The organism is Archangium sp. Cb G35 (genome assembly GCF_001896145.1).
GTDB classification, from domain to species: Bacteria; Myxococcota; Myxococcia; order Myxococcales; family Myxococcaceae; genus Archangium; species Archangium violaceum.
On sequence record NZ_MPOI01000011.1, the window covers coordinates 68847 to 92746 of the forward strand.

Annotated in this window: 18 protein-coding genes; 10 read left to right on the forward strand and 8 right to left on the reverse strand. The window is 69.8% G+C overall.

Annotation, left to right across the window (positions count from 1 at the left end):
- Window positions 1–234 precede the first annotated feature (234 nt).
- Window positions 235–3186 carry a choice-of-anchor D domain-containing protein gene (locus tag BO221_RS30975; RefSeq protein ID WP_073564768.1) on the reverse strand — a complete coding sequence of 984 codons (2952 nt, stop codon included), beginning with the start codon at window positions 3184–3186 and terminating at the stop codon, window positions 235–237.
- 270 nt (window positions 3187–3456) lie between these two features.
- Here BO221_RS30975 and BO221_RS30980 point away from each other — a divergent pair, with 270 nt between their 5' ends.
- Both BO221_RS30980 and BO221_RS30985 read left to right on the forward strand, forming a co-directional pair.
- Window positions 3457–3720 carry a hypothetical protein gene (locus BO221_RS30980; protein ID WP_073564461.1) on the forward strand — a complete coding sequence of 88 codons (264 nt, stop codon included), beginning with the start codon at window positions 3457–3459 and terminating at the stop codon, window positions 3718–3720.
- Window positions 3721–3840: 120 nt separating this feature from the next.
- Complete coding sequence (locus BO221_RS30985; RefSeq protein ID WP_073564462.1) at window positions 3841–4482, forward strand: phosphatidylcholine/phosphatidylserine synthase; 642 nt, start codon at window positions 3841–3843, stop codon at window positions 4480–4482.
- A gap of 10 nt (window positions 4483–4492) precedes the next feature.
- On the opposite strand, the gene BO221_RS30990 is transcribed toward BO221_RS30985, so the two are convergent.
- Entirely contained in the window at window positions 4493–4846 is a 354-nt protein-coding gene (locus tag BO221_RS30990) for a hypothetical protein (protein ID WP_073564463.1), read from the reverse strand.
- Between the two features lie 114 nt (window positions 4847–4960).
- Here BO221_RS30990 and thiD point away from each other — a divergent pair, with 114 nt between their 5' ends.
- The 7 genes from thiD to BO221_RS31025 all read left to right on the forward strand — a co-directional run bounded on the left by thiD (window position 4961) and on the right by BO221_RS31025 (window position 13628).
- On the forward strand, window positions 4961–5773 hold the full coding sequence (gene thiD / locus BO221_RS30995; RefSeq protein ID WP_073564464.1) for a bifunctional hydroxymethylpyrimidine kinase/phosphomethylpyrimidine kinase: 813 nt from the start codon (window positions 4961–4963) through the stop codon (window positions 5771–5773).
- A gap of 24 nt (window positions 5774–5797) precedes the next feature.
- Window positions 5798–7204 carry an MATE family efflux transporter gene (locus BO221_RS31000; RefSeq protein ID WP_073564465.1) on the forward strand — a complete coding sequence of 469 codons (1407 nt, stop codon included), beginning with the start codon at window positions 5798–5800 and terminating at the stop codon, window positions 7202–7204.
- Window positions 7205–7302: 98 nt separating this feature from the next.
- On the forward strand, window positions 7303–8859 hold the full coding sequence (locus tag BO221_RS31005) for an ATP-binding protein (protein WP_073564466.1): 1557 nt from the start codon (window positions 7303–7305) through the stop codon (window positions 8857–8859).
- Between the two features lie 108 nt (window positions 8860–8967).
- Window positions 8968–9519, forward strand: a complete 552-nt coding sequence (locus BO221_RS31010; protein WP_073564467.1) for a hypothetical protein — start codon at window positions 8968–8970, stop codon at window positions 9517–9519.
- An 80-nt stretch (window positions 9520–9599) separates the two neighbouring features.
- Window positions 9600–9893 (forward strand): hypothetical protein, encoded by a 294-nt coding sequence (locus BO221_RS31015; RefSeq protein ID WP_073564468.1) that lies wholly within the window; start codon window positions 9600–9602, stop codon window positions 9891–9893.
- 99 nt (window positions 9894–9992) lie between these two features.
- The gene (locus tag BO221_RS31020; RefSeq protein ID WP_073564469.1) at window positions 9993–11252 is read left to right on the forward strand and encodes a serine/threonine-protein kinase; all 1260 of its coding nucleotides are present in this window, start codon (window positions 9993–9995) and stop codon (window positions 11250–11252) included.
- A gap of 99 nt (window positions 11253–11351) precedes the next feature.
- On the forward strand, window positions 11352–13628 hold the full coding sequence (locus tag BO221_RS31025; protein WP_233166322.1) for an ATP-binding protein: 2277 nt from the start codon (window positions 11352–11354) through the stop codon (window positions 13626–13628).
- An 18-nt stretch (window positions 13629–13646) separates the two neighbouring features.
- Here the strand turns inward: BO221_RS31025 and BO221_RS31030 are convergent, their stop codons facing one another.
- The 6 genes from BO221_RS31030 to BO221_RS31055 form a co-directional block, all read right to left on the reverse strand.
- The gene (locus BO221_RS31030) at window positions 13647–14993 is read right to left on the reverse strand and encodes a PAS domain-containing sensor histidine kinase (protein WP_073564470.1); all 1347 of its coding nucleotides are present in this window, start codon (window positions 14991–14993) and stop codon (window positions 13647–13649) included.
- Window positions 14990–16408: a sigma-54 dependent transcriptional regulator gene (locus tag BO221_RS31035; RefSeq protein ID WP_073564471.1), complete on the reverse strand. Its 1419-nt coding sequence runs from the start codon at window positions 16406–16408 to the stop codon at window positions 14990–14992. The genes BO221_RS31030 and BO221_RS31035 overlap by 4 nt, the downstream gene beginning before the upstream one ends.
- A gap of 117 nt (window positions 16409–16525) precedes the next feature.
- Window positions 16526–17203, reverse strand: a complete 678-nt coding sequence (locus BO221_RS31040; RefSeq protein ID WP_073564472.1) for an ABC transporter ATP-binding protein — start codon at window positions 17201–17203, stop codon at window positions 16526–16528.
- A gap of 14 nt (window positions 17204–17217) precedes the next feature.
- Entirely contained in the window at window positions 17218–19641 is a 2424-nt protein-coding gene (locus BO221_RS31045; protein ID WP_073564473.1) for an ABC transporter permease, read from the reverse strand.
- Window positions 19642–19678: 37 nt separating this feature from the next.
- Complete coding sequence (locus tag BO221_RS31050) at window positions 19679–20374, reverse strand: ABC transporter ATP-binding protein (protein ID WP_233166323.1); 696 nt, start codon at window positions 20372–20374, stop codon at window positions 19679–19681.
- Between the two features lie 59 nt (window positions 20375–20433).
- Entirely contained in the window at window positions 20434–21678 is a 1245-nt protein-coding gene (locus tag BO221_RS31055; protein ID WP_073564770.1) for an HlyD family secretion protein, read from the reverse strand.
- 194 nt (window positions 21679–21872) lie between these two features.
- On the opposite strand from BO221_RS31055, the gene BO221_RS31060 reads away from it, so the two are divergent.
- Complete coding sequence (locus tag BO221_RS31060; RefSeq protein ID WP_369865897.1) at window positions 21873–23900, forward strand: von Willebrand factor type A domain-containing protein; 2028 nt, start codon at window positions 21873–21875, stop codon at window positions 23898–23900.

Genomic DNA, 23900 nt, shown 5'->3' on the forward strand with positions numbered 1-23900 from the left:
CCGGTGTGGACGAGCGGCGGGTGAGCGGACGCTCGGAGGTGGAATTGTCGTCGTGCTGTCGGGAGCTCACCGTCGCCTCCTGCTGCGGGGACGCGCTCAGGGTACTCAGCATGGGGTGCCGTCCAATTTTCCGGTCAACCGCACAGACCGATGCAGAGCTGTAGCACCCGGGGCCGACATGTCCCGTCCGGAGCCGGATTACCGGCCCCGGAGCACGTCCTCACGCCGCGCGGCTCAACGGCAGGCGCGGCGGTAATAGACCTCCACCTTCGCGCCCGGAGCGGGCGCCGAGGCGAAGACGACGCTGTTGGTGGCGCCGTCGTAGGTCCAGCCACTGGTAACCAGGGAGCCGTTCACGCGCACCGCGATGCTGCCGGCGTCTGGCGGCTCGCTGAGCGGGAAGCGGTCCTGGGCGGAGAACGCCTTGGTGGCCACCGAGCGGAGCAGCGGCGCGTAGTCCGTGGCGCACACGGAGAGCACCTCGCCACCGGTACGGGAGGCGGCCTCGGCGTAGCGCGTGCCGGCACCACCCGCGGTGGGGCAGCCGGAGGCCGTGGGCGCGATGGCGTAGATGGTCATGCGCTGCGGCTGGTTCTCGCCCTTGCGCGTGCGCAGGAAGCGCACGTAGGTGTCCACGCTGTCGGGCGAGTGGTCGTCCTCGTCGCCCATGAAGACGACCACCAGCGCCGCCTCGTCGCGCAGGAAGCCCAGGTTGCCGTCGTTCCTCGGGGCCGTGCGCGGATCGTCCGCGTTGTTCACCAGCGGAGGCGACAGCGCGCGCCGCACGGCCTCGAAGCCCTGCTCCACCGTGGCGCACTGGCCCACGTTCACGTTCTGCTGCAGCACGGAGGCCAGGTCCGGCGTGCGGTTCGTCATGATGCGCGGCCGGGTGCCATCCACCGGGACGAAGCGGCCCGCCTCACCGCCCTGCGCCCCGCCGGGGCACGCGTTGGAGACCGGGTCGATGCCCGTGGTGGTGACGGCCACGTGCAGATCCACGCTCCGGGCCAGCGCCGCGTCGGCGAAGGCGGGCATGGCCGCCGCGATGCGCGGCTGCTCCTCCACCATGGACGCCGTGTTGTCCACCACGAAGAGCACGTCCACCTTGGAGCCGTCCTGCTGGATGAACGTGTCCGTCTTGTCCATCTGCTTGGAGGACTCGCCAATGAGCGGGACGAGCAGCGGCACCGGCAGGTCCGACGAGTCCACGAAGAGCGGTGACATGTTCAGCCCGTACACCTGGGCCAGGTAGCCCACCGTCACGGTGAAGCCGTCGTTCGGGTCCAGCGTGAAGGGCGTGGCCGGCGCGTCGTGGAGCTCGAACTCCCCGTCCGTCGTGCCCGGGCCGATGAACACGTTGGACACCGTCACCGGATTGCGGCACGCGTTGAGGTAGTTCACCTCGCGCGGGGCCGGAGCGCAGTCCGGACGCGACACGCCGTAGTCCACGAAGCGCGGCGAGGCCACCAGGCACGCGTTCTGCGAGTGCGCCATCAGCGGCACGGTCACCACCGGGATGACGGGATCCGCCGGCTCGAACTGCACCGCCCCCGTGAAGTCACCGCCCGACGCGGGCGCGCGGAAGGCCACCATGTAGCTGAAGTAGTCCCCGGGCCAGATGATGACGCCGTCCAGCGCGCCGCCGGGCATGCTGAACACCCCGCCCCCATCATCGCTCAGGCGGATGTCCTTCACCGCGCAAAGGTCCGTGCCCACGTTGGCCACCTTCACGCCCAGCACCGCGCCGTAGCCCGGCTCCACCGTGCCGAAGTCCACCGTCGCCGGGGTGACGGCCAGCTGGCAGGGCAGGTGCGCCTCCGCCAGGCCCGTGAAGTCCAGCTCCGTGGTGTTGCCCGAGTACACGTCCGTCGTCATCAGCAGCCGGCCCGCCGCGGCCCCCACGCGCATGGGCTCGTAGAAGACCTTGAAGCTCACCTCTTCACCGGGCAGCAGCCGGTGCGGCAGCGTCAGCGGCGCCACGTTGAACTGCACGTCCGTGTCCGGGTGCCCGTCCGACGAGTGGAACTCGAGCCCATAAATGGTGAGCGGCCCCCCGTTGGCTGCGCCGCAATTCTTCACGTTGACCACGACTGGCGTCTTCGAGCCGATCGGCTGGCGCCCGAAGTCATGGGCGATGGGCGACACGCACAGCTCCGCCGCGCCGCCAAAGCCGCGCAGCGCCACGTCCGTGGTGGGGTGGCGCTTGCTCACCACATGGAAGAAGGCCATGTCCTCGGCCGGCCCCATGTGGCCCGGGCTGTAGCGCAGCTCCCACGTGCGCGTCTCTCCACCCTCCAGCACCAGCGGCAGCCCCGGAGCGCCGTGGCTGAAGGAGGCATCCCGCCCCTCCAGCTTCAGCTCCGTGATCGTCATGGGCTCCGTGCTGAGGTTGCGCAGGCGCGCCAGCCGGAAGCTGTCCTTGTCCACGGGAATGGAGCCGAAGTCGAGCAGCGGAGGCTCGGCCACCACGGCCTGCTCCAGTGACTCGGCCGCCACCTGCACCGCCACGTCCGAGCAGCCCTTGCACGGCGACACCGCCAGCGCCACCTGCTTGCGGCCCACCCGCCCCGGCGAGAAGGTGATGGGCACCTCACGCTGCTCCCCCGGCCCCAGCGTCACCGGGTCCGAGGAGAATTCGTCCCGATCCGCTCCCACCAGCTTCGGCGTCACCTCCACGGGCATGTCCGTGGGGTTGTTGACGGTGAAGGTGAGCGTCTTGGAGGAGTCGGCCTCGATGCGGCCGAAGTCCAGCCGCCGCGGCGTCACACGCGCCCAGGCATCCACCCCCATGCCCTGCAGCCGCACGCGGATGAGCGGCTCCTTCTTCGAGTCCGAGCGCACCACCAGCGTGGCGGGCAGCTCCCCCTCGCCCTGCGGCGAGAAGCGCACGCGCACCGTGCACTCCCCGCCCGGAATGAGCGAGTGCGGGCCCTCGTGGGTGAAGTCCACCTGCCAGGCTCCGGCAGGGCCCTCCACCCAGGCCTCGTCCACGATGATGCGGGAGCGTCCCACGTTGCGCAGCACCACTTCCGCTTCGCGCCCGTCGAAGATCGCCACCCGTTGGAAGTCCAGACCACCCGGCGTCGCCGCCAGTCTGCCATCGGCGATGGCCGGACGGTCCCGATCGGCACACCCCGTCAGCACCAACAGCACTGCGAGGACACACAGGCCCCAGCGCCTGCTCATGGATCCCATTCCCCTTCCCCACCCCACCCTGCGCCCACCCATCCAGAGCCCATACGAGGAGCCCCGAGGGATCAGGGTGCGAAGCTAGGCACCCAGGGTGGGGGGGGCAACGCCCACCCCGATCCCTCCGTCCGGGACAGGCACTCCCCCGCGGCTCCCACCTCCTCGCGTGTCCACTTCCGGGCGGAACGCCGCGACCCCCGTCCGAGCGCGAACCGGCACGGCCCTTGCTCTCCTCATGAAACGGAACCGCGATGGAGGGACAGCGTCATGAACGAACGGCAGATGCGCGACTGGATGAACGAGAACCTCGGGCGGCTGAAGACGCTGCGCGATGAGATCCGCGTGGACATCCACCTGGCCGGCATGGAGGCCCGGGACAAGTGGAAGGAGCTGGAGCCCGTGGTGCGCGACGCGGAGAAGCTCGCCGAGGAGGTGACGGACGTGTCGCAGCGGGCCATGGAGGAGTTGGTGGAGAAGTTCCGCGGCTTCCGCGAGTCGCTCCGTCACCACCGGCCGAGCGGGCCTGTGTAGCGCGGCAGTGATACGCGGCGGGTGCAATTCCTGCGCACTCCCCCCGCAAAGAAAGCGGCGAAGCCCGCAAGATGGGGTAAGCCTCGGGTTCCACGCCCCCCGGGGCCGCGGAGGGAACGCATGCCGACGGAGTCGCCGCAGAAACGTGAGCCGCGCCACTTCTCGATGATTCGCACCTTCACGCCGGCGGACTTCGTCACGCTGGGCAATGCCTTCTCGGGCGCGGGCTCCATCCTGGCGCAGATGCAGTACCTGGCCACCGGGCTGCCCCATTGGATGTGGCTGGCCTTCGGACTGCTGCCCCTGGCCTTCATCCTCGACGCCCTGGACGGCCGCATCGCGCGCTGGCGCTTCCAGTCCTCGCCGCTGGGGGCGGACCTGGACTCGCTCTCGGACGTCATCTCCTTCGGCATGGCGCCCGCGGCGCTGGCCTTCGCCATGGGGCTGCGCGGCACGCTGGACGTGGTGGTGCTGCTCTACTTCGTGGGCTGCGGCATCAGCCGCCTGGCGCGCTTCAACGTCACCGCCGCCACCCTCTCGGACGGCACGGGCAAGGTGAAGTACTTCGAGGGCACCCCCATCCCCACCAGCCTGGCCCTGGTGATGGTGCTCGCCTTCTTCTACTGGAAGGGCCGCACCGGGGACTCGCTCCCCTTCGGCGTGTGGGACGTGGGCCCCTTCCAGTTCCATCCCATCGTGCTGCTCTACTTCGCCAGCGGCAGCGCGATGATCAGCAAGACGCTGCGCATCCCCAAGTTCTGAGGCGGCGCGCTCAGTCCTGGTCGGGCTTGGGCATCTTGCCGAAGCCCTGGAAGATGGACTGCACGTTGTTCATCAGGGACATGCGCGACATCTCCCGGATGGCCTGCTCCTCGGGGGACACGGCGGGCGAGCCCGCGGCCTGGGTGGAGCTGGCGGACGCCTCCTGACGGGCGGCGGTGACCGTCTGGGAGACGATGTCCCGGCCGGAGACGGCGGGGGCATTCGCCGGACGCATGGCCACGCCACCGCTGATGCTCGCCTGCACGCGCGACAGGAAGCTCGTGCTCGAGGCCCCCCCCGCCGTGGACGTGGCCGTCGTCTGGGTGGGCACGCGGGGGCCGGTGAGGCCATTGATGGTGGACATGGAGTCTCCAGGGGGGACACCGCCCGTACGGGTGGCTGGTCCGAATTCAATTATCGCCGAAGCCGCTCCAGAGTTGCGTGGAGACGGGACCCCCCTCGAAATTATGTTCCCCCCATGGAACACCCCAGGAAGGTAGCGACCGCGCTCACGATCGCGGGCTCGGACAGTGGAGGGGGCGCGGGCATCCAGGCGGACCTGCGCACCTTTTCGTTCCACCGCGTCCACGGCACCAGCGCCATCACCGCGCTGACGGCCCAGAACACCCTCGGCGTCACCCGGGTGGACGTCATGCCCCCCGAGTCCGTCGCGGCCCAGATCGACGCCGTGGCCTCGGACATCGGCATCGGCGCCGCCAAGACGGGCATGCTCGTCAACAGCGCCATCATCTCCACCGTCGCCGAGCGCGTCCGGGCGCACGGCATCACCCCGCTCGTCGTGGACCCCGTCATGGTCTCGCGCGCGGGCTCCCGCCTCATCGACAACGAGGCCGTGGCCGCCCTGCGCGAGCTGCTCATCCCCCTGGCCACCCTCGTCACCCCCAACCGGCACGAGGCCCAGCTGCTCGCGGGCCTGGAGCTCCACACCCTGGAGGACATGCGCGAGGCCGCGCGCCGCATCCACCGGCAGGGGGCGAAGGCGGTGCTCGTCAAGGGCGGCGCCATGCCGGGCTCCCTGTGCGGCACCGACGTCTGGTTCGACGGCGAGCGCATGGAGGTGCTGCGCCTGGTCTCGTTGGAGACGCCCAACACCCACGGCACCGGGTGCACGCTGTCCGCGGCCATCGCCGCCAACCTGGCCCTGGGGCTCGGGCTGCTCGAGGCCACCCGGCAGGCCAAGCAGTACGTCACCCGGGCCCTCCAGCACCCCCTGGCGCTCGGCCGGGGCAATGGCCCCATCGGTCACTTCTTTCCCTTGATGGATTCCTGAGCGCTTCGGGCTATGTGAGGCCCCATGAGCGCGCACGAAGATCCCGCCCCGAGCCTCTGGGCCTCCTTGAAGGAAGCCCTCCACGGCACCGAGCAGGACTTCACCGAGGCCCCCGTGGGACGGGCCATCCTCCTGCTGGCCGTCCCCATGGTCCTCGAGATGTTGATGGAGTCCGTCTTCGCCGTCGTGGACGTCTTCTTCGTGTCCCGCCTGGGCGCCGAGGCCATCGCCACCGTGGGCCTCACCGAGTCCATCCTCGCGCTGATCTACGCGCTGGGCATGGGGTTGAGCATCGGCGCCACGGCGATGATCGCCCGGCGCACCGGTGAGAAAGATCCGGACGCGGCGGCGCGCGTGGCCGTACAGACCATCATCCTGGGCGTCCTCGTCTCCCTGCCCATCGCCGTGGCCGGCGTGGTGTTCGCCCAGCCCCTGCTCTCGCTGCTGGGCGGCTCACCCTGGGTGGTGGAGCACGGGTTCCGCTACACGCAGATCCTCCTGGGCGGCAACGTCATCATCCTCCTGCTCTTCCTCATCAACGCCATCTTCCGCGGCGTGGGGGATGCCGCCGTGTCCATGCGCGTGCTGGGGCTCGCCAACGCGCTCAACATCCTCCTGTGCCCGTGCCTGGTGCTCGGCCTGGGGCCCTTCCCGGAGCTGGGCGTGGTGGGCGCGGCCACGGCCACCACGATCGGACGCGGGGCGGGCGTCTGCTACCAGTTCTACCGCCTCTTCCGGGGCACCCACCGCGTGGTCATCCGCCGCGAGCACCTGCGCTTCGAGCCGGCCACCCTGCTCGCCATGCTGCGGCTGTCGGGGAGCGCCACCTTCCAGACGCTGCTGGGCACCGCGAGCTGGACGGTGCTGGTGCGCATCGTGGCGTCCGCCGGCAGCGCCGCGGTGGCCGGCTACACCATCGGCATGCGCATCATCGTGTTCGCCCTCCTGCCCTCGTGGGGGATGAGCAACGCCGCGGCCACGCTGGTGGGGCAGAACCTGGGCGCCCGCCAGCCCGAGCGCGCCGAGCAGGCCGTCTGGCGCGCGGGCTTCTACAACATGGTGTTCCTCGGCCTGGTAGGGCTCGGCTTCATCCTCTTCGCCGAGCCGCTGATCGCCACCTTCACCCGGGAGCCCCCGGTGGCCGCCGTCGCCGTGCGCTGCCTGCGCGTGGTGAGCGCCGGCTTCCTCTTCTACGCGTACGGCATGGTGCTCACGCAGGCGCTCAATGGCGCGGGGGACACCACCACCCCCATGCTCCTCAACCTCCTGTGTTTCTGGGGCATCGAGCTTCCCCTCGCCTGGCTGCTGTCCCGGCCCCTCGGGCTGGGTCCCACCGGTGCCTTCATCTCCATCGCCGCCGCCTTCTCCGTCTTCGCCCTGCTGGGCGTCTGGGTGTTCCGGCGCGGACGTTGGAAGCTGCACCGGGTGTAGCCCCCCTAGCACTCCCAGCGTGCGAGCTTGGACATCAAACCGGGTGGATAGATGATGGAGCCGGTCCGCTCCCCCGGGCGGGTTAGCATGGTGAAACGATGAGCAAAGCCGCACCGGGCCGCCGCCCGGACTCAGCCCAGGGCCGCACCCGCTCGCGTGCGCTCGTGGCCGAGCGGGCGCTCCATGCCAGCAACACCCTGCTCCAGGCTCTCACCGCGGCCCAGCTCGAGTTCATCGGGGGCAGCGATGCCCACATCCTCTTCGACAAGCTGCTGGCCGTGCTGCTGGAGCTGACGGAGAGTGAGTACGGCTTCGTCGGCGAGGTGCTCCGCGATGAGCACGGCAGCCCCTATCTGCGCACCCTCGCCCTCACCAACATCGCCTGGACGGACGAGCTGAAGGCGCTCTACGAGCGCAGCACCGCGCAGGGCATGGAGTTCCGCAACCTCGAGACGCTCTTCGGCCGGGTGCTCACCACCGGGGAGCCCCTGGTCGCCAACGAGGCCGCGACGAACCCCCACGCGGGCGGACTCCCCGCCGGACACCCGCCCCTGAACGCCTTCCTCGGCCTGCCCCTCAAGTCCGGCGACGAGCTGGTGGGCATGGTGGGCATCGCCAACCGCCCCGGCGGCTACGGCCCCGAGCTCATCGAGTTCCTCCAGCCCTTCGTCGCCACCTGTTGCAGCATCATCCTGGGGTGGCGCGGCCAGCGGCAGCGGTTGCACACCGAGGAGCTGCTGCGCCAGCACGAGGAGGAGCTCCAGCGCCACCGGGATCATCTGGAGGAGCTGGTGCAGAGCCGCACCGAGTCGCTGCTCCACACCACCGTGGCGCTCGAGGAGCGGCAGGCCCAGCTGCTCCACTCCGAGCGCATGGCCTCGCTGGGACAGCTCGTGGCCGGCATCGCCCATGAGATCAACAATCCCCTGGGCTACATCACCAGCAACCTGGCCACCCTCACCCAGTACCTCTCCGTCTTCACCGAGCTGATCAAGCTCCACCGCGAGCTGGCGGACGGGCTGGGCGAGTTGCCGGGGCCCCAGGCCGAGCTGCGCCAGCGCATCCGCACCCTCCAGGAGGAGGAGGATCTCGACTACCTCCTGGGGGACGTGAACGATCTGCTCAACGACTCGCGCGAGGGCGCCCACCGCGTGGCGGACATCGTGCAGAGCCTCAAGGCCTTCGTCCGGGAGGATTCCAAGCAGCCGGAGCTGGTGGATGTGAACAAGGAGCTGGCCACCACGCTCAAGGTGGTGTGGAACCAGCTCAAGTACCGGTGCGAGGTGAAGTGCGACTACGCCCAGGTACCGCCCATCCTCGGCCGCCCCGCCCAGCTCAACCAGGTGTTCACCCACCTGCTGCTCAACGCCGTCCAGGCGATTCCCGAGCGCGGCACCATCCACGTCACCACCCTGCACGAGGGAGACGAGGTGCTCGTGCGCATCTCCGACACCGGACATGGGATGAGGCCGGAGGTGCTCTCGAAGATCTTCAGCCCCTTCTTCACCACCAAGCCGCCCGGCAAGGGCGCGGGGCTGGGCCTGTCCATCAGCGAGGGCATCGTCACGAGCCACAAGGGCCGCATCGAGGTGACGAGCCAGTTCGGCCAGGGCAGCACCTTCACCATCCGGCTCCCCGTCGCCAAGGACCTCTGAGCAGGCGCCCGCTCCGCCCGCCCGTCCAGGGGCCCGGCCACCGGGCTCCAGGAACCCCGCCGTCACATTTCAAGAGGCGCCGCATCCATCTCCCACGAGGAGGAGTGCATGCCGGAGCTTCGAGGAGCCGGAGTCTGGTGGACGGTGGCGCTCACCGCCTGCGCCCTGGCGCTTCCCGCGGGGGCGGCGGACGGACCCGGCGTGGGCCAGCCCCTGCCCGGCTTCTCGGGGAAGGATCTCCTGGGCCAGGAGCACTCGAGCCAGGAGTACGTGGGCCAACCCACGCTGCTCGTCGCCATCACCGACAAGGACGCCGGCGAGGAGATGCGGCGGTGGTTCGAGGCCGCCGATCAGCACGCCCCCGGCAGCGTCCAGCGCGAGTCCATCATCTCCCTCCACCTGCCCTTCTTCGTGGGCATGGGCACGGTGCGCCGCCGCGTGCAGGCCCAGGTGCCCCGGCCCTTCTGGGATGACACCCTGCTGGATCGCGATGGCACCCTGGCCGGGACGCTCGGACTCGGCTCCAGCCGGGAGCCCTACGTCATCGCCCTCGACGCCCGGGGCCGGGTGCTCGCCGTCGTGAATGGCAAGGCCGGCTCGCCCCAGGCCTCGCGCATCTGGTCATCCCTCAACACAAACCCGGCTCCGTTAGAAAAGTAGAAATGACGCAACCCGAAACGACTTACTTGCGATAATCTAATGACCGCTTTTCTCGGCGCCTGAGACTCTGGAGGCACAGCATGTGGATCGAGACCATCGTCATGCCCCGGGAAGAGCCCGCCGCCGAGTACCGTCCCGCGCCCCAGCGGGACCGCTCGGCCGCCCACGCCGCGGCGTGCGTAATGGGTGAGCAGTTTCGCGACACCGTGCTGAGCTACCTCCAGTCCCATGCGTTGATGGACTCGGTGAAATGGGTCAGCGCTCCGGGGAGCATTCCCCTGGTCACACTCCATTGCACCTCCAATGTGTTGGAGCAGCTCCAGCGAGAGCCCCGCTTCGAGGCGGGCCGCTCCCTGACGTTTTCGGTGTATTGAGCGAGGACTCCGTCCCGCCGGTGTAGGCAAACCCACGACAAGCCAAAGGGAGCAGGCAGCCGGGCGAGACGGTGGAGGTTCTGTTATTCAGGGAACCCCATGACGGACACGCTCCGATACGTCCCGAACGCCAGCCTGGATGCCACCTACATCTCCCCGGCCTCCCAGCCCGGGAATGCCCCCGCTCCGGTGGCCGTGACCCCGAGTGCCGCCGCGACGGCCGCCGCGCGGCGCAGCACGGTGCTCCCCCGGGTGGAGTGGGCCGGAGACAAGCCCAACGTGGTCCCCTTCGAGCGGGAGCGTTTCGAGGAGCTGCACCGGCTGGGTCAGGGCGGCATGGGCGAGGTGGTGCTGCTCAAGGACCATGACATCGAGCGGATGGTGGCCCTCAAGCGCCTGACGGACACGAACGACGTGGATCGCCTGCTGCGCTTCGTGGAGGAGATCCGCACCATCGGGCAGTTGGACCACCCCAACATCGTCCCGGTGCACGACGTCGGTATCGACCAGCAGGGCCGCTACTACTTCGTGATGAAGCACCTGCAGGGCGACACGCTCGAGGCCATCATCCACAAGCTGCGCCAGGGGGATCGCGCCGCGCACGCGCGCTTCAGCTTCCCCGTCCGCGTGCAGATCTTCATCGGCGTGCTCAACGCGGTGGCGTACGCGCACCGCAAGGGCTTCATCCACCGCGACCTCAAGCCCGCCAACATCATGGTGGGGCCCTATGGCGAGATCACCGTGATGGACTGGGGCCTGGCCCGGCGCGTGCGCACCCCGGCGGGCGAGGCCGGTGCCGCGTCCGCGGGCAGCGCGCCCGCCAGCCTGCGTGATGCCGCCTCGCTCCAGACGCAGATGGGCGCGGTGGTGGGCACGCCCTTCTACATGTCCCCCGAGCAGGCCCGGGGACAGCACGACGCCATGGACGAGCGCAGCGACACCTACAGCCTCACCGTGCTCTTCCACGAGCTGCTCTCCCTGAACCACTACCTGGAGGGCCGGGAGTCGCTGGCCGAGGTGCTCGAGGCCGTCCAGAAGACGGCGCCCTCGATCTTCACCCAGAACACGAGCCCGCACCAGCCGCCGGTGCCGTCCGAGCTCCTCTGGTTCCTCCACAAGGGCTTCTCGAAGACGCCGGAGAAGCGCTTCCAGTCCGCCGACGAGATGATGCTGGAGCTGCAGGGCGTCATGGATGGCCGCATCCACGTGCAGTGCCAGCGCACGCTGATGAAGCGCGGGCTCCACGAGGTCCTCCGCTCGGTGGACAAGCATCCGGTCCTGCTCACCGCGCTGTGCACGACGGCCGCCGCGGTCGTGCTCGCCTCGCTGGCCCATCTGCTGATGGTGTTCTTCGGCTGACATCCGCCGTCCCGAGGGCGGAGGCGTGTCACTTCAGGAGATATCAGGTAGATTTCCGTCCCCGGACGCAGTCGCCGCACTCTCCCAAGGTCCCCCTCCATGGCTTCCCACCCTCAAGGTCCGGCTCCGGTCTCCCGGGACACCTCCGGTGTGAGCACCGGTGGCGAGAGTTCCGCCGAGGAGAAGCTGCGAGCCAGCAACGCCCTGCTGCGGGCCATCTCCGCGGCACAGGCGGACTTCATCCGTGGGGGAGAGCCCCAGGACATCCTCCACCGGCTGCTCGCGGGGGTGTTGGAGCTGACGGGCAGCACGTCCGGCGTCATCGGTGAGGTGCTCGACTGCCCGGGAACCCCGCCCTCGCTCCAGCTCCTCGCCAGCGTTCCCCGGGAGGAGGACGGCACCACGTGGGAGCTCTCCGTCACGCGGGACGCACCGGCGCGGGAGCCGGGCACGCCACGCGCGGTCGTGGAAGCCGTCTTCACCTCGGGCGCGCCCGTGCGGGGCGGAGAGCCCGGCGCGCGGCACACCTTCCTCGGGCTGCCCCTGGAGTCCGGAGGAGAGCGGGTGGGGCTGGTGGCGCTCACCCAACGCCCGGGCGGCTACGACGCCGGGCTCATCGACTTCCTCCAGCCCTTCCTCAGCGCCTGCGGGGACCTGATCGCCGGCGGTCGCAAGGAGTGGCGGCGGCGGTACGCCGAGCAGGAGCTGCGCCAGACGCAGGAGGCCAGCGCGGAGCGCGTGCGGCTGCTGGCCGAGCGCCTGCGGCTGATGATGGACAGCGTGCAGGACGGCCTGTGGGACCTGGACATGACCACGGGCCGGGTGTTCGCGAACCGGGCCTGGATTGGCATGCTGGGCTACGACGAGGGCGAGCTGGAGCACACCCGGGACTCGTGGATGCGCCTGTGCCATCCCGAGGACGCGGACGAGAGCGAACGGCTCGTCCAGGAGCACATCCGGGGTGCCATTCCCTTCGTCGAGCGCGAGCAGCGCCTGCGGCGCAAGGATGGCGGGTGGAGCTGGGTGCTGACCCGCGCCCGGGTGGTGGCGAGTGACGAGCAGGGCCGCCCGCTGCGCATGGTGGGCACCAACGTGGACATCACCACGCAGAAGCTCACCGAGGAGCGCCTGCGCTCGCTGATCCGCACCCTGCCGGACATCGTCCTGCGCCAGAGAGCGGACGGCACCTACCTGGACTACCACGCCCCCAGGCCCGAGGACCTGGCCGTCTCCGCCGACACCCTCATCGGCAGCAACATGCGCCAGGCGCCGTTCCCCAAGGCGCTGACCGACAAGATGTTCATGCACCTGGGGCGCGCCATCCGGGAAGGCACCCTGGAGGTGTTCGACTACGCGTTGGAGCTGCCGGAGGGGCGCGAGTACTTCGAGGCCCGCATCCGCCGCAGCGGCCCCGACGAGGCCGTGTCCATCGTCCGCAACATCACCGAGCGGAAGCTGTCCGAGGCGCGGCTCCTCCAGCAGGAGGAGGAGTTGCGGCGCCACCGCGACAGCCTCGAGGAGCTGGTGCGCAACCGCAGCGAGAAGCTGCTCAAGGCCACCATCGAGCTGGAGGAGCAGCAGGCCCAGCTCATCCAGGCCGAGAAGATGGCCTCGCTGGGACAGATGGCCGCGGGCGTCGCGCATGAGATCAACAACCCCGTCAGCTACGTGATGAGCAACCTGGGGACGCTCGACCAGTACGTCTCCTCGCTCTCGACCCTGCTGCAGCTGCAGCGCGAGCTGGTGTCCAACCCGGACGGGGCCAGCGCGGAGCTGCTCGAGCGCATGGCCGAGCTGTGGAAGCAGGAGGAGGTGGACTACCTGCTCAGCGACATGCCGGAGCTCATCGAGGAGTCGCTGGCGGGCACCCGGCGCATCAAGGAGATCGCCCAGAGCCTGCGCTCGTTCGCGCGCGAGGACACGGGCGAGCCCCAGCTGGTGGACGTGAACACGGAGATGGCCTCCGCGCTGAAGATCGTCTGGAACGAGCTCAAGTACAAATGCGAGGTGAAGCGCGACTTCGGTCCGCTGCCGCCCGTGAGCTGCCACGCCACGCAGATCGGCCAGGTGTTCACCAACCTGCTCCAGAACGCGGCTCATGCCATCGAAACGCGGGGGGAGATCCGCATCCGCACCCGCCAGGAGGGCAGCGAGGTGGTGGTGGAGATCGCCGACACCGGCAAGGGGATGACCCAGGAGACGATCTCCAAGCTCTTCACGCCCTTCTTCACCACCAAGCCGCGCGGCCAGGGCACGGGCCTGGGACTGTCCGTCAGCTACGGCATCATCGCGAAGCACAAGGGCCGCATCGACGTGCAGAGCCAGCCGGGCCAGGGCAGCACCTTCACCATCCGCCTGCCCGCCGCGCAGCGCTGAGGCCCGCGGCACTGAAGCTCAACGCCGCGGCCCGGCCACGTTCAACGGAAGCCGCAGCCGCGCGCGGCACCCGGGGCCCTCCGTCCGGTTCTCCAGGCGCAGACTGCCCCCATGCGCCTCGGCGATCTGCCGGCTGAGCGCCAGGCCGATGCCACTGCCCTCCGGCTTCGTCGTGAAGAAGGGCACGAAGAGGTTGGCCGTGTCCGCCAGACCCGGGCCCTCGTCCTCCACCCAGACCTCCACCGCGTCCGCCGAGGGGGCCGTCCACGACACCCACACCCTGCCCTGGCGCTCGCGCGCCGCGTCCACCGCGTTGCGCACCAGGTTGATGAGCAACTGCTCCAGCTGATCGCCGTCCGCGCTCACCGCGAGCATGGGCCCCGGGCGGACCTCCACCGGCAGCCGCGTCTCCAGCGCCGCCACCCGCCGCACCCAGGGGTCCACCTCCAGCGGCGAGAGCCTCGGCGGCGGCAGGCGCGCCAGCCGGGCATAGGCGGACATGAAGCGCCCCAGCGCCTCGCTGCGCCGCGCGATGATGCCCAGGCCCATCCGCGCGTCCTCCTCCCAGTCCGCCGCCCGGGGCACCTGCGACAGCGACTCCTTCAACGAGTCCGAGATGGAGTGGATGGGCGCCAGCGAGTTGTTGATCTCATGGCTCAGCACCCGGACCAATCGCCGCCACGCCTCGCGCTCCTCCTCGCGCAGCGCCAGCCGCAGGTCCGCGAGCACCACCAATTGGTGGGGCAGTCCACCCTGCCGGAACGTCCCCCGGCGCAGCTCGTACGGCCCACCCTCCACCGCGAAGGTGCGGGCGAGGCGCCGCGGCACCGGGCCCTCCAGCAGCTCCGCGAGCCCGAGCCCCTCTGCCTTCTGGTTCATCAAGCGCGCGCGAGGCAGGCCGAGCAGCCGTTCCCCGGCGCGATTGACGAGCTTCAGCGTGCCCTCGGCATCGAAGGTCAGCACGGCGACGTCGATCTCCTGCATCACCTGGGTGAGGAGCACGTCCGCCTCCATGGCGCCCAGCCGCTGCTCGCGCAGTGTCTCGGCCAGGGTGTTGGTCTCCAGGTACACCTCGCCCAGGGGATCTCCCCCTCGGGCGCCGCGCCCGCGCACCGAGTAGTCCCCCTCACGCAGGGCCGCGAGCAGGTTGGCCACCGTTTGCAGCGGCCGGGTGACGCGCTCGCGGATGGAAAACGCCGCGCCCAGGTGCACGCCCACCACGAAAACAGTGAGCGTCCAGCACACCTTCGTGCTCGCGTCTCCGCCCCACAGGAGCACGAGGGCGGTGATGGAGCCCGGCAACCCCGCCAGCAACGCCAGCAGGAAGATGTGGACGTCGTGCGCGAGCGGCTTGCGCCGGCTCACCGGGCGCCCTTGATGCCGTAGTACTGCATGCGGCGGTAGAGCGCACTGCGCGACAGGCCGAGCGCCTTCGCCGCGTCACTGACATTGCCCTCGTGCCGGCCCAGGGAGCGCTCGATGAGGTAGCGCTCCACCTCCTCCAGCGTCATCTCCTCGAGCCGGGCCTGACCCTCGCGGCCCCCACCGCCCCGCCGCAGGAGGAAGTCCTCCGCCGTCACCTCGTCCGTGGCGGCCATGAGCAGCGCGCGCTCCACCGCGTGCTCCAACTCGCGCACGTTACCGGGCCACGGGTAGGCCATCAGCGCATCCAGCGCGGACGGCGAAAGCTTCAGGCCCGAGCGCCCGTAACGGTGGCCATGGATGTTGAGGAAGTGCGCCGCCAGCAGGGCGATGTCCTCGCGCCGCTCCCGGAGGGGAGGCAGGTGCACCTCCACCGTGTTGAGGCGGTAGAGCAGATCCTCGCGGAATCGGCCCTCTGCCACCGCCTTGGACAGGTCCACGTTCGTCGCGGAGACGACGCGCACCGACACCCGGCGCACCTTCGAGGAGCCCACCGGATGCAGCTCGCCCGTCTGCAACACGCGCAACAGCTTGGCCTGCTGCGTGAGCGGCATGTTGCCGATTTCATCCAGGAAGAGCGTCCCGCCGTCCGCCAGCTCGAAGCAGCCGATGCGGTCCGTCTTCGCGTCCGTGAAGGCCCCCTTCACGTGGCCGAACAGCTCGCTCTCGAAGATGCCCTCGGACAGGCCTCCGGAGTTGACGGCGACGAAGGGACGCTCGGGACGGCCCGAGGCCGAGTGGATCCACCGCGCCACCACTTCCTTGCCCGTGCCGTGCTCGCCGGTGATGAGGACGTTGGCCCCCGAGGGCGCCACCCGCTCCACCATGCGGCGGATGGGCTGCATCGCCCGCGACTCCCCGAGGAAGGCCGGACGCTCCCCGCCCTTGCGCAGGTGGGTGTTCTCCTCCTCCAACCGGCGCGAGCGGCGCAACGCCCGGCCCAGCTCGAGCTGGGTGCGCAGCGTGGCCAGCAGCCGCGTGTTGTCCCACGGCTTCTGCACGTAGTCGCGCGCCCCGCCGCGCATGGCCTCCACCGCGCCCTCCACGCTGCCCCACGCCGTCATCACCACCACCGGCAGCGACGAGTCCAACTGGCGCACGCGCGCGAGCAGATCCAACCCCTCGCGGCCGGACGTGGTGTCCCGCGCGTAGTTGAGATCCATGAGCAGCACGTCCACGTCCTCTGACTCCAGCGTGGCCAGGACACCGGCCGGGGACTGGGCGGTGTGGATGGCGTACCCGTCGCGCTTGAGCAGGAAGCGCAGCGCCTCCAGCACGTCGGCCTGGTCGTCGGCGATGAGGATGCGCGCCTGCGGCGCACTGGCGGGGGCGGGGGTGGCGGAGACGGGCTCGGACACGGCGGATTCCTGGGGGAAGAGACTCTGCCAGAAGCAGTGGCCCGGAGGGAAAACGGAGTGGAGCGGCGCGCTCCAGGGTTCCACTCCGGGCGGGGCGGCGAGAGAGCGGGCGAGGGCTCAGCCGGTTTGAATCCACCCGTCGGAGAGCTGCACGACGCGGTGGCCGTAGGCGGCATTGGCCTCGGAGTGCGTCACCTGCACCACGGTGGTGCCGGCGCGGTTGAGGGCCTGGAACATCTCCATGATCTGCTTCGCCTGGGTGGAGTGCAGGTTGCCGGTGGGCTCGTCGGCCAGCAGCACCTGGGGGTTGGCGATGAGGGCCCGCGCGATGCCCACCACCTGCTGCTGCCCGCCGGAGAGCTGGTTGGGGTACAGGTCCTTCTTCCCCACGAGCTGGAAGCGGTCGAGCATGTCGCCCACCAGGGCCTCACGCTCGGAGCGCTTGAGGTCCCGGTAGGAGAGCGGCACCTCGAGGTTCTCCGCCACGGTGAGGCTGTCCAGCAGGTGGTACTGCTGGAAGACGAAGCCGATGGTGCGTTTGGCCAGCTCGGCACGCGCCTTCGCCCCCAGCGAGTGCACCGCCTGGCCGTCCAGGAAGTACTGGCCCTGCCACTCGGCGTCGAGCATGCCCAGGAGGGACAGCAGCGTGGACTTGCCGGCGCCGGACGGGCCCATGAGCGTGACGAACTCACCGGCGTGGATGTCGAGCTGGATGCGGCGCAACACCCACGTCCGGCCTCCCGCCAGGGGATAGGACTTCTCGACGTCGCGAAGGGAGATGAGGGGTTGGGACATGAAGTTCGCTCGTTTCACTCGGCGCGGAGCGTCTGGGCGGGATCCACCTTCACCGCGCGCCGCGCGGGCACCCAGCTCGCGAGCACGGCCACTCCCGCCAGCACCACCGCCGTCCCACCGAAGGTCAGCGGATCCGTCGTCCCCACGCCCTGCACCAGGCTGTCGAGCAGCCGCGTGAGGATGCCCGCGGCCACCGCGCCGATGACGACGCCAATCAGGGCCAGCCGCACGCCGTAGCCCACCACCAGGCGCACCACGTCCATCTCGCGCGCCCCGAGCGCCATGCGGATGCCCATCTCCCGGGTGCGCAGCGCCACCGTATAGGACATGACGCTGTAGATGCCGATGCTCGAGAGCACCAGGGCCAGCACCGCGAACAGACCCACCAGCCCGAGCACGAACCGGCGATCGCCCAGGGAGTTCTCCACCACCGAATCCATGGAGGCCAGCCCCGACAGCGCCTGGTCCGGGTCCATCGCCTTGAACTCCTCGCGCACCCGAGGCACCAGTGCGTCGGCGTTGCCATCGCCCCGGACGGCCAGCGTCAGCGAGCGGCCCACCTGCGTCACGAACTGATCCGGCACCTGCAGGAAGGGCAGGTAGAACTGGAAGGGCGCGGGCTCCGGTTCTCCGGGACCGTAGGCGAGCACGTGCCTCGCCACCCCGACGATCTCGAAATCCCGGTCGCCCTGGGTGTTGATCTTCTGCCCCAGCGCGCTCTGGCCAGGGAAGAAGCGCTTCGCCAGCACCTCGTCCACCACGATCACCGGCGTGCTCCCCACGCGATCCGTGGGCAGGAAACCGCGGCCCTCCAGCAGCGGGATGCCCATGGCCTCGAAGTAGTTGGGGGCGGTGATGAACAGGACCGACTGCGGCGCCTCGCCCTTCTCGGGAGGCGGCCGGCCCGAGATCCGGAAGCTCGTGTCCGAGAAACCGATGATCGGCATTCCGTTGGAGTACGTGGCCGCGTGCACCCCGGACACCGCGCCCAGCCGCTCGCGCGACTGCTCGATGAAGGCGCGGAGCGACTCCACACCCGGGAAGCGGCTCTCCGGCGCGGACATGCGCAGGGTCAGCAGGTTCTCGGGCTTGAAGCCCAGATCCAACCCCTTGAGCTGAACGAAGGTCCGCGTGAGCAACCCCGCTCCCACCAGCAACGTGAGCGCCAGCGCCACCTCGGCCACCACCAGGGCGTCACGCGCCCGGCCCCGGAAGCGAGCGGCCCCCGCGCCCGTGTCCTTGAGCGTCTCCACCAGCGACACCTGGCTGGCCCGGAGCGCCGGGAGGATGCCGAGCAGCACCCCCACCCCGAGCGACAGCACCAGCGTGAAGCCCAGCACCTTGCCGTCCACGGCGAAGGTCGCGGTGGTGGGGATTCCCTCCGGCCGCGAGGCCGCGAGCACATCCACGCCCCACAGCGCGAGCATCAGCCCGAACCCACCGCCCACCAGCGCCAGCAGCGCGGACTCCACCAGCATCTGGCGGATCAACCGGCCACGTCCGGCACCGAGCGAGGCGCGGATGACCAGCTCACGCTGGCGCGCCGTGCCACGGGCGAGCAACAGGTTGACCACGTTGATGGCGGCGATCAGCAACACGAAGGCGACCGCCGCCATGAGGGCCAGCAGGCTGGGACGCAGGTCTCTCACGAGCCGCTCATGGAGCATCGACAACCGCGGCAGCACCTTGCTGTTGGAGTCCGGATAGGCCTCCTGCAGCCGCTTGCCGATTCCCTCGAGGTCCGCCTGCGCCTGCGCCAGCGTCACGCCGGGCTTGAGCCGGCCCACCACATACATGCCCGGGTGGTTGCCGCGCTGCTCGAAGAAGCGGCTCTCCGTCCGGGCCAGCGGCACCCAGATGTCCTGGGCCGTGTAGAACTGGAAGTCCTGGGGCAGCACACCCACCACCGTGTGCGGCACGCCATTGAGCGTCAGGGTCCTGCCGAGGATGCTCCGATCCTGGCCGAAGCGCCGCACCCAGAAACCATGGGAGAGCATCACCACTGGAGGTCCGCCGAGCACGTCCTCCTCGGGAAGGAAGTTGCGCCCCAACGCCGGATTCACCCCCAGCAGCGGCAGCAGCGAGGCGCTCACCAGCCGGGTCCCGAGCCGCTCGGGGATGTCCACCCCGGTGAGATCGAAGGCCCCGGTCCGGAAGGCCGCCAGGTCCGTGAAGGTCCGCTGGCCCGCCCTCCAATCCATGAAGTTGGGGATGCTGACGCTCATCGACGGGAAGCTGGGCGTGCCTTCCTGGATGAAGACGAGCTGCTCGGGCGCCTTGTACGGCAGCGGGCGCAGCAGCACGCCATTCACCACGCTGAAGATGGCGGTGTTGGCGCCGATTCCGAGCGCCAGCGTGAGCACCGCGGCCACCGTGAAGGCCGGGCTCTTGCGGAGCAGGCGCAGCGCGAAGCGAGCATCCTGGAGGAAGGTGTCCATGGGGGTTCCCGGGGAGGGACTGCGGGGGCGCTGCGGTTCAGCGGAGGCGCTCGTCCTGGACGACGCGGCCGTCGAAGAGGCTCACCATCCGCGTGCCGAGCCGCGCCTGGTTCGGATCGTGCGTCACCATGATGAGGGTGGCGCCGCCCTTGTGGAGCTCGGCGAGCAACTGCATCACCTGCTCGCCATTCTTGGAGTCGAGGTTGCCGGTGGGCTCGTCGGCCAGGAGGATGAGCGGATCTCCCGCCACGGCGCGCGCCACGGCCACGCGCTGCTGCTGACCGCCGGAGAGCTGCCCCGGCATGTGCCGCGCCCGGTGGCCCATGCCCACCCGCTCCAGCGCCCGCTCCACGCGCTGGCGGCGCTCCTCCGCCGGCATGCCCCGGTAGGTGAGCGGAAGCTCCACGTTCTCGTAGACGGACAGATCGCCGATGAGGTTGAAGCTCTGGAAGATGAAGCCGATGTGCTGGTTGCGCACCAGCGCCCGCTCCGCCGGGGACAGGTCCAACACCGAGCGGCCATCCAGCAGGTACGTGCCCTTGGAGGCCGTGTCGAGCAGGCCCAGCAGCGCCAGCAGCGTCGTCTTCCCCGAGCCCGAGGGCCCCACGATGGAGACCCACTCGCCGGGCCGCACCGCGAAGTGGACGTCGGAGAGCGCGTGCGTCTCCACCTCCTCCGTCTCGAAGACCTTCGTGATCCCCTCGAGCTGCAGGAGGGCCTTCTGCTGTGCCATCGAAGGAGTCTCCATCGGAGCCATCTCCTGAACCTGAGCCGGAACCACCGTCATCATCGTCATCGCAGCCTCACCCGCTCCACCGCGTCCCACGCGGTCATGTCCGAGAGCACCACCTGGTCTCCCTCGCCGAGGCCCTGGACGACCTCGATGGAATTCACCGAGCCCCGGCCGAGCTGCACCGGAACCCTCACTGCCTCGTCACTGCCCGGCACCAGCCGGAAGAGCGACACCGTGGCGTTGGGCTGAGCGCCCGCCGGCCGGCCCACGGACAGCACCTCGCCCAACCGCTCCAGCTCCACCGTGCCCTCCACGGTGAGATCCGGCCGCGCGCCCCGGGGCAGCTCGCCCGTGAGCGTCACCTCCACGCGCACCGTGCCCTGGCTGGCCGCCGGCGCGATGCGCGCCACCGTGCCCTCCACGATGCCGTTGCGCGTGTCCACCTCCGCCCGCTGGCCCACCTGGATGTCCCGCGCCTGCGTCTCCGCGATGCGCAGCTCCGCCTTCAACCGCTCGGGCTTCACCACCTTGGCCAGTACGGTGCCCGGCGTCACCCATTGCCCCAGCTCCAGCGGCAGCTCCGACAGCACCCCGCCCTCCCCCGCCTTCACGTGCATGGACTCCACCTGCGCGCGGCGGAAACGCGCCACCGCCTTCAACCGCTCGATCTGCCCCTGCTGCGCCGCGAGCCGCTCGCGCGTGCTCGACTGGATCACCGCCAGGCGCTGGCGCTCCAGGTTGAGGCGCGTGACCATTTCGCCCGCCTTGCCCTTCACCTGCTGGACCTCCAGCTTCGGCACGAAGGAGCGGTCCATCAGCGCCACGGTGGCCTGGGCCTGGCTCTCGGCGTTGGTGGCCTCGGTCTCCAGGGTGGCGATGGTAGCCGCCTGGGAAATGCGCTGCGTCTCCAGGTCGGTGCGCAGGGAGATGAGCTCGGCCTCCGCGCTGGCGAGCTGGCGCTCGGCCTCCAGGGCCTGGAGCTGGACGTCCGGATTGGACAGCTCGAGCAACAGCGTGCCGGGCTCCACGGGCGTACCGGGCCGGACGTGGATGCGCTCGACGCGGCCCGCGGTGTCGGCGGTGAGCCAGCGGATGTGCTCGGGCACCAGCGTGCCCGTGCCCTTCACCTGGCGAACCATCGGCCCGCGCTTCACCGTGTCGAGCCACACCGTGCCACGCTCCACCGCGGGCGCGGCGGCCCGGAGCCGCGAGAGGCCCACCGTCACGCCGATGAGCACGAGCGCACCGAGGCCCATGAGGAGCCAGGGCTTGCGACGGTTCTTGGGTTTCTTGGGAATGTCCACGTCCGGGCCCTTGAGCGAAGGACGTGCCAGCGCCGGACACCCGCCCAAGTCCTTGAAATCACTCGGAGGGCATGGGAGGCACCGAGGGGGCCTGCCCGGTTGTGGAAAGCGCCGTCCCAGGAACGAACACCGGAGCCGCCCCGCTCCGCGGCCGGGCGTGCGTGATGAAACGATGATGAAGAGCGGAGCCCCCCATGAGGCACCATGCGGGCCGCATCCGGATGATGGGTCGTGTCTCCCCGTTGCCCGAGGTGGCCCCGACGATGAAGCACGCCCTGAGAAGTGCCCTCTGCTGTGTCCTCCTGCTGCTCTCCGCGCCGGCCCTCGCCGATAGCGTCATCATCGGCAGGGTCGTCGCCGCCGATACGAAGAAGCCCATCTCGGACGTGGTGGTCACCGCCACCTCGCCCAACCTCATGGGCGAGCAGGTCGTGGTGACGGACACCGACGGCAACTTCCGCATCCCCCAACTGCCACCGGGCGTCTACACCCTGCGGTTCGACAAGGAGAGCTACAGGCCGTTCTCGCGTTCGGACATCCAGTTGCGCCTGGATCGCACCGTCCGCGTGAACGTGGAGATGCTGGCCGAGAGCTTCGCCGAGGAGATGATCGTGGTGACGGGCAGTGGTGCGCCGCCCCTCGACTTCGGCGCCATCGGCAGGAGCATCAGCGACTTCTTCAGTGGAGGAAAAAAGAACTCCAGCCCGCCTCCCGCGCCCCCGCCTCCCCCTTCTTCCAACCCCACCCCGGCGCCCCCACCGCCGCCCGAGCGCACCGCGACGCTGCCCCAGCAGCCCTTCTCGGACATGTACTTCCAGAGCTACGGGGTGAATCCGACCATCGACACCGAGGAGGAGCGCTTCTCCACCTTCTCCGTGGACGTGGACACCGCCTCCTACGCACTGACGCGCGGCTACCTGGAGCGGGGGGCTCTGCCCGACGAGCAGGCGGTGCGGGTGGAGGAGTTCGTCAATAGCTTCGACTACGGCTACAGGAGCGATCCCGAGGCCCCCTTCAGCGTGAATGTGGAAGGCTTCCCCTCGCCCAGCCGCAAGGGCTACCACGTGGTGCACATCGGGCTGAAGGCGCGCGAGGTGAGCCGGGAAGCGCGCAAGCCCGCCCACCTCGTCTTCGTCATCGACGTGTCCGGCTCCATGAACATCGAGAACCGGCTCGGGCTGGTGAAGCGGGCGCTGAAGCTGCTGGTGAACGAACTCGACGAGCGCGACCGGGTGTCCATCGCCGTCTACGGCTCGACGGCGCGCATGGTGCTCGGGCCCACCAGCGCCTTCGAGAAGCACAAGCTGTTCGCCGCCATCGACGGGCTCTACTCCGACGGCGCCACCAACGCCCAGGCCGGCATCGAGCTGGGTTACTCCATCGCCTCGGAGCACCTGATCAAGGGTGGCATCAACCGCGTCATCCTGTGCTCGGACGGCGTGGCCAACAACGGCATCACGGACGCGGACGGCATCTGGGAGCGGGTGCGTGCGCAGGCCGCGAAGGGCATCACCCTGACCACCGTGGGCTTCGGCATGGGCAACTACAATGACGTGCTGATGGAGCGGCTGGCGCAGGTGGGCGAGGGCAACTACTCGTACGTGGACCAGTTGGAGGAGGCGCGGCGCATCTTCGTGCAGAACCTCACCGGCACGCTCCAGGTGGTGGCCAAGGACGTGAAGCTGCAGGTCGAGTTCGACCGCAAGGCGGTGGCCCGCTACCGGCTGGTGGGTTACGAGAACCGGGTGCTCACCAAGGAGCAGTTCGCCAATGACCAGGTGGACGCGGGCGAGGTGGGCGCGGGCCACAGCGTCACCGCCATCTACGAGGTGAAGCTGCGCGAGCCCGCCGAGTCCTTCGCCACGCTGCGCATCCGGTACAAGGCGCCGGAAGGCGGCGACTCGCGGGAGCTGGAGAAGCACCTGCCCGTCAGCATCCTCCGGCCCGCCTATGGCCACACCGCGCCGCCCACGCGCCTGTCCTACGTGGCGGCCGCCTTCGCGGAAAAGCTGCGTGGCTCGTACTGGGTGCGCACGCTCTCCTGGCCGCAGCTCGTTTCGCTGTGGGAAGAGCTGGACGAGCCCCTGCGTGACCGGCCGGACGTCAGGGAGCTGGGCGCGCTCATCCGGAAGGCGCACGGGCTGGACCGGCGCACGGATCGCTTCGAGCAGCTCGCGCCGGTGGTGTCCATGGACTTCGACCGCGTGCCGGTCATCAAGTAG

Coding starts and splice junctions, on each gene's coding strand:
- BO221_RS31005 (WP_073564466.1), top strand. CDS start 7,303: ATGAGCAAAGCCGCACCGGGCCGCCGCCCGGACTCAGCCCAGGGCCGC.
- BO221_RS31060 (WP_369865897.1), top strand. CDS start 21,873: ATGAGGCACCATGCGGGCCGCATCCGGATGATGGGTCGTGTCTCCCCG.
- BO221_RS31050 (WP_233166323.1), bottom strand. CDS start 20,374: ATGGCACAGCAGAAGGCCCTCCTGCAGCTCGAGGGGATCACGAAGGTC.
- BO221_RS31025 (WP_233166322.1), top strand. CDS start 11,352: ATGGCTTCCCACCCTCAAGGTCCGGCTCCGGTCTCCCGGGACACCTCC.
- BO221_RS31020 (WP_073564469.1), top strand. CDS start 9,993: ATGACGGACACGCTCCGATACGTCCCGAACGCCAGCCTGGATGCCACC.
- BO221_RS30980 (WP_073564461.1), top strand. CDS start 3,457: ATGAACGAACGGCAGATGCGCGACTGGATGAACGAGAACCTCGGGCGG.
- BO221_RS31015 (WP_073564468.1), top strand. CDS start 9,600: ATGTGGATCGAGACCATCGTCATGCCCCGGGAAGAGCCCGCCGCCGAG.
- BO221_RS30990 (WP_073564463.1), bottom strand. CDS start 4,846: ATGTCCACCATCAATGGCCTCACCGGCCCCCGCGTGCCCACCCAGACG.
- BO221_RS31040 (WP_073564472.1), bottom strand. CDS start 17,203: ATGTCCCAACCCCTCATCTCCCTTCGCGACGTCGAGAAGTCCTATCCC.
- BO221_RS31010 (WP_073564467.1), top strand. CDS start 8,968: ATGCCGGAGCTTCGAGGAGCCGGAGTCTGGTGGACGGTGGCGCTCACC.
- thiD (WP_073564464.1), top strand. CDS start 4,961: ATGGAACACCCCAGGAAGGTAGCGACCGCGCTCACGATCGCGGGCTCG.
- BO221_RS30975 (WP_073564768.1), bottom strand. CDS start 3,186: ATGAGCAGGCGCTGGGGCCTGTGTGTCCTCGCAGTGCTGTTGGTGCTG.
- BO221_RS31000 (WP_073564465.1), top strand. CDS start 5,798: ATGAGCGCGCACGAAGATCCCGCCCCGAGCCTCTGGGCCTCCTTGAAG.
- BO221_RS30985 (WP_073564462.1), top strand. CDS start 3,841: ATGCCGACGGAGTCGCCGCAGAAACGTGAGCCGCGCCACTTCTCGATG.
- BO221_RS31045 (WP_073564473.1), bottom strand. CDS start 19,641: ATGGACACCTTCCTCCAGGATGCTCGCTTCGCGCTGCGCCTGCTCCGC.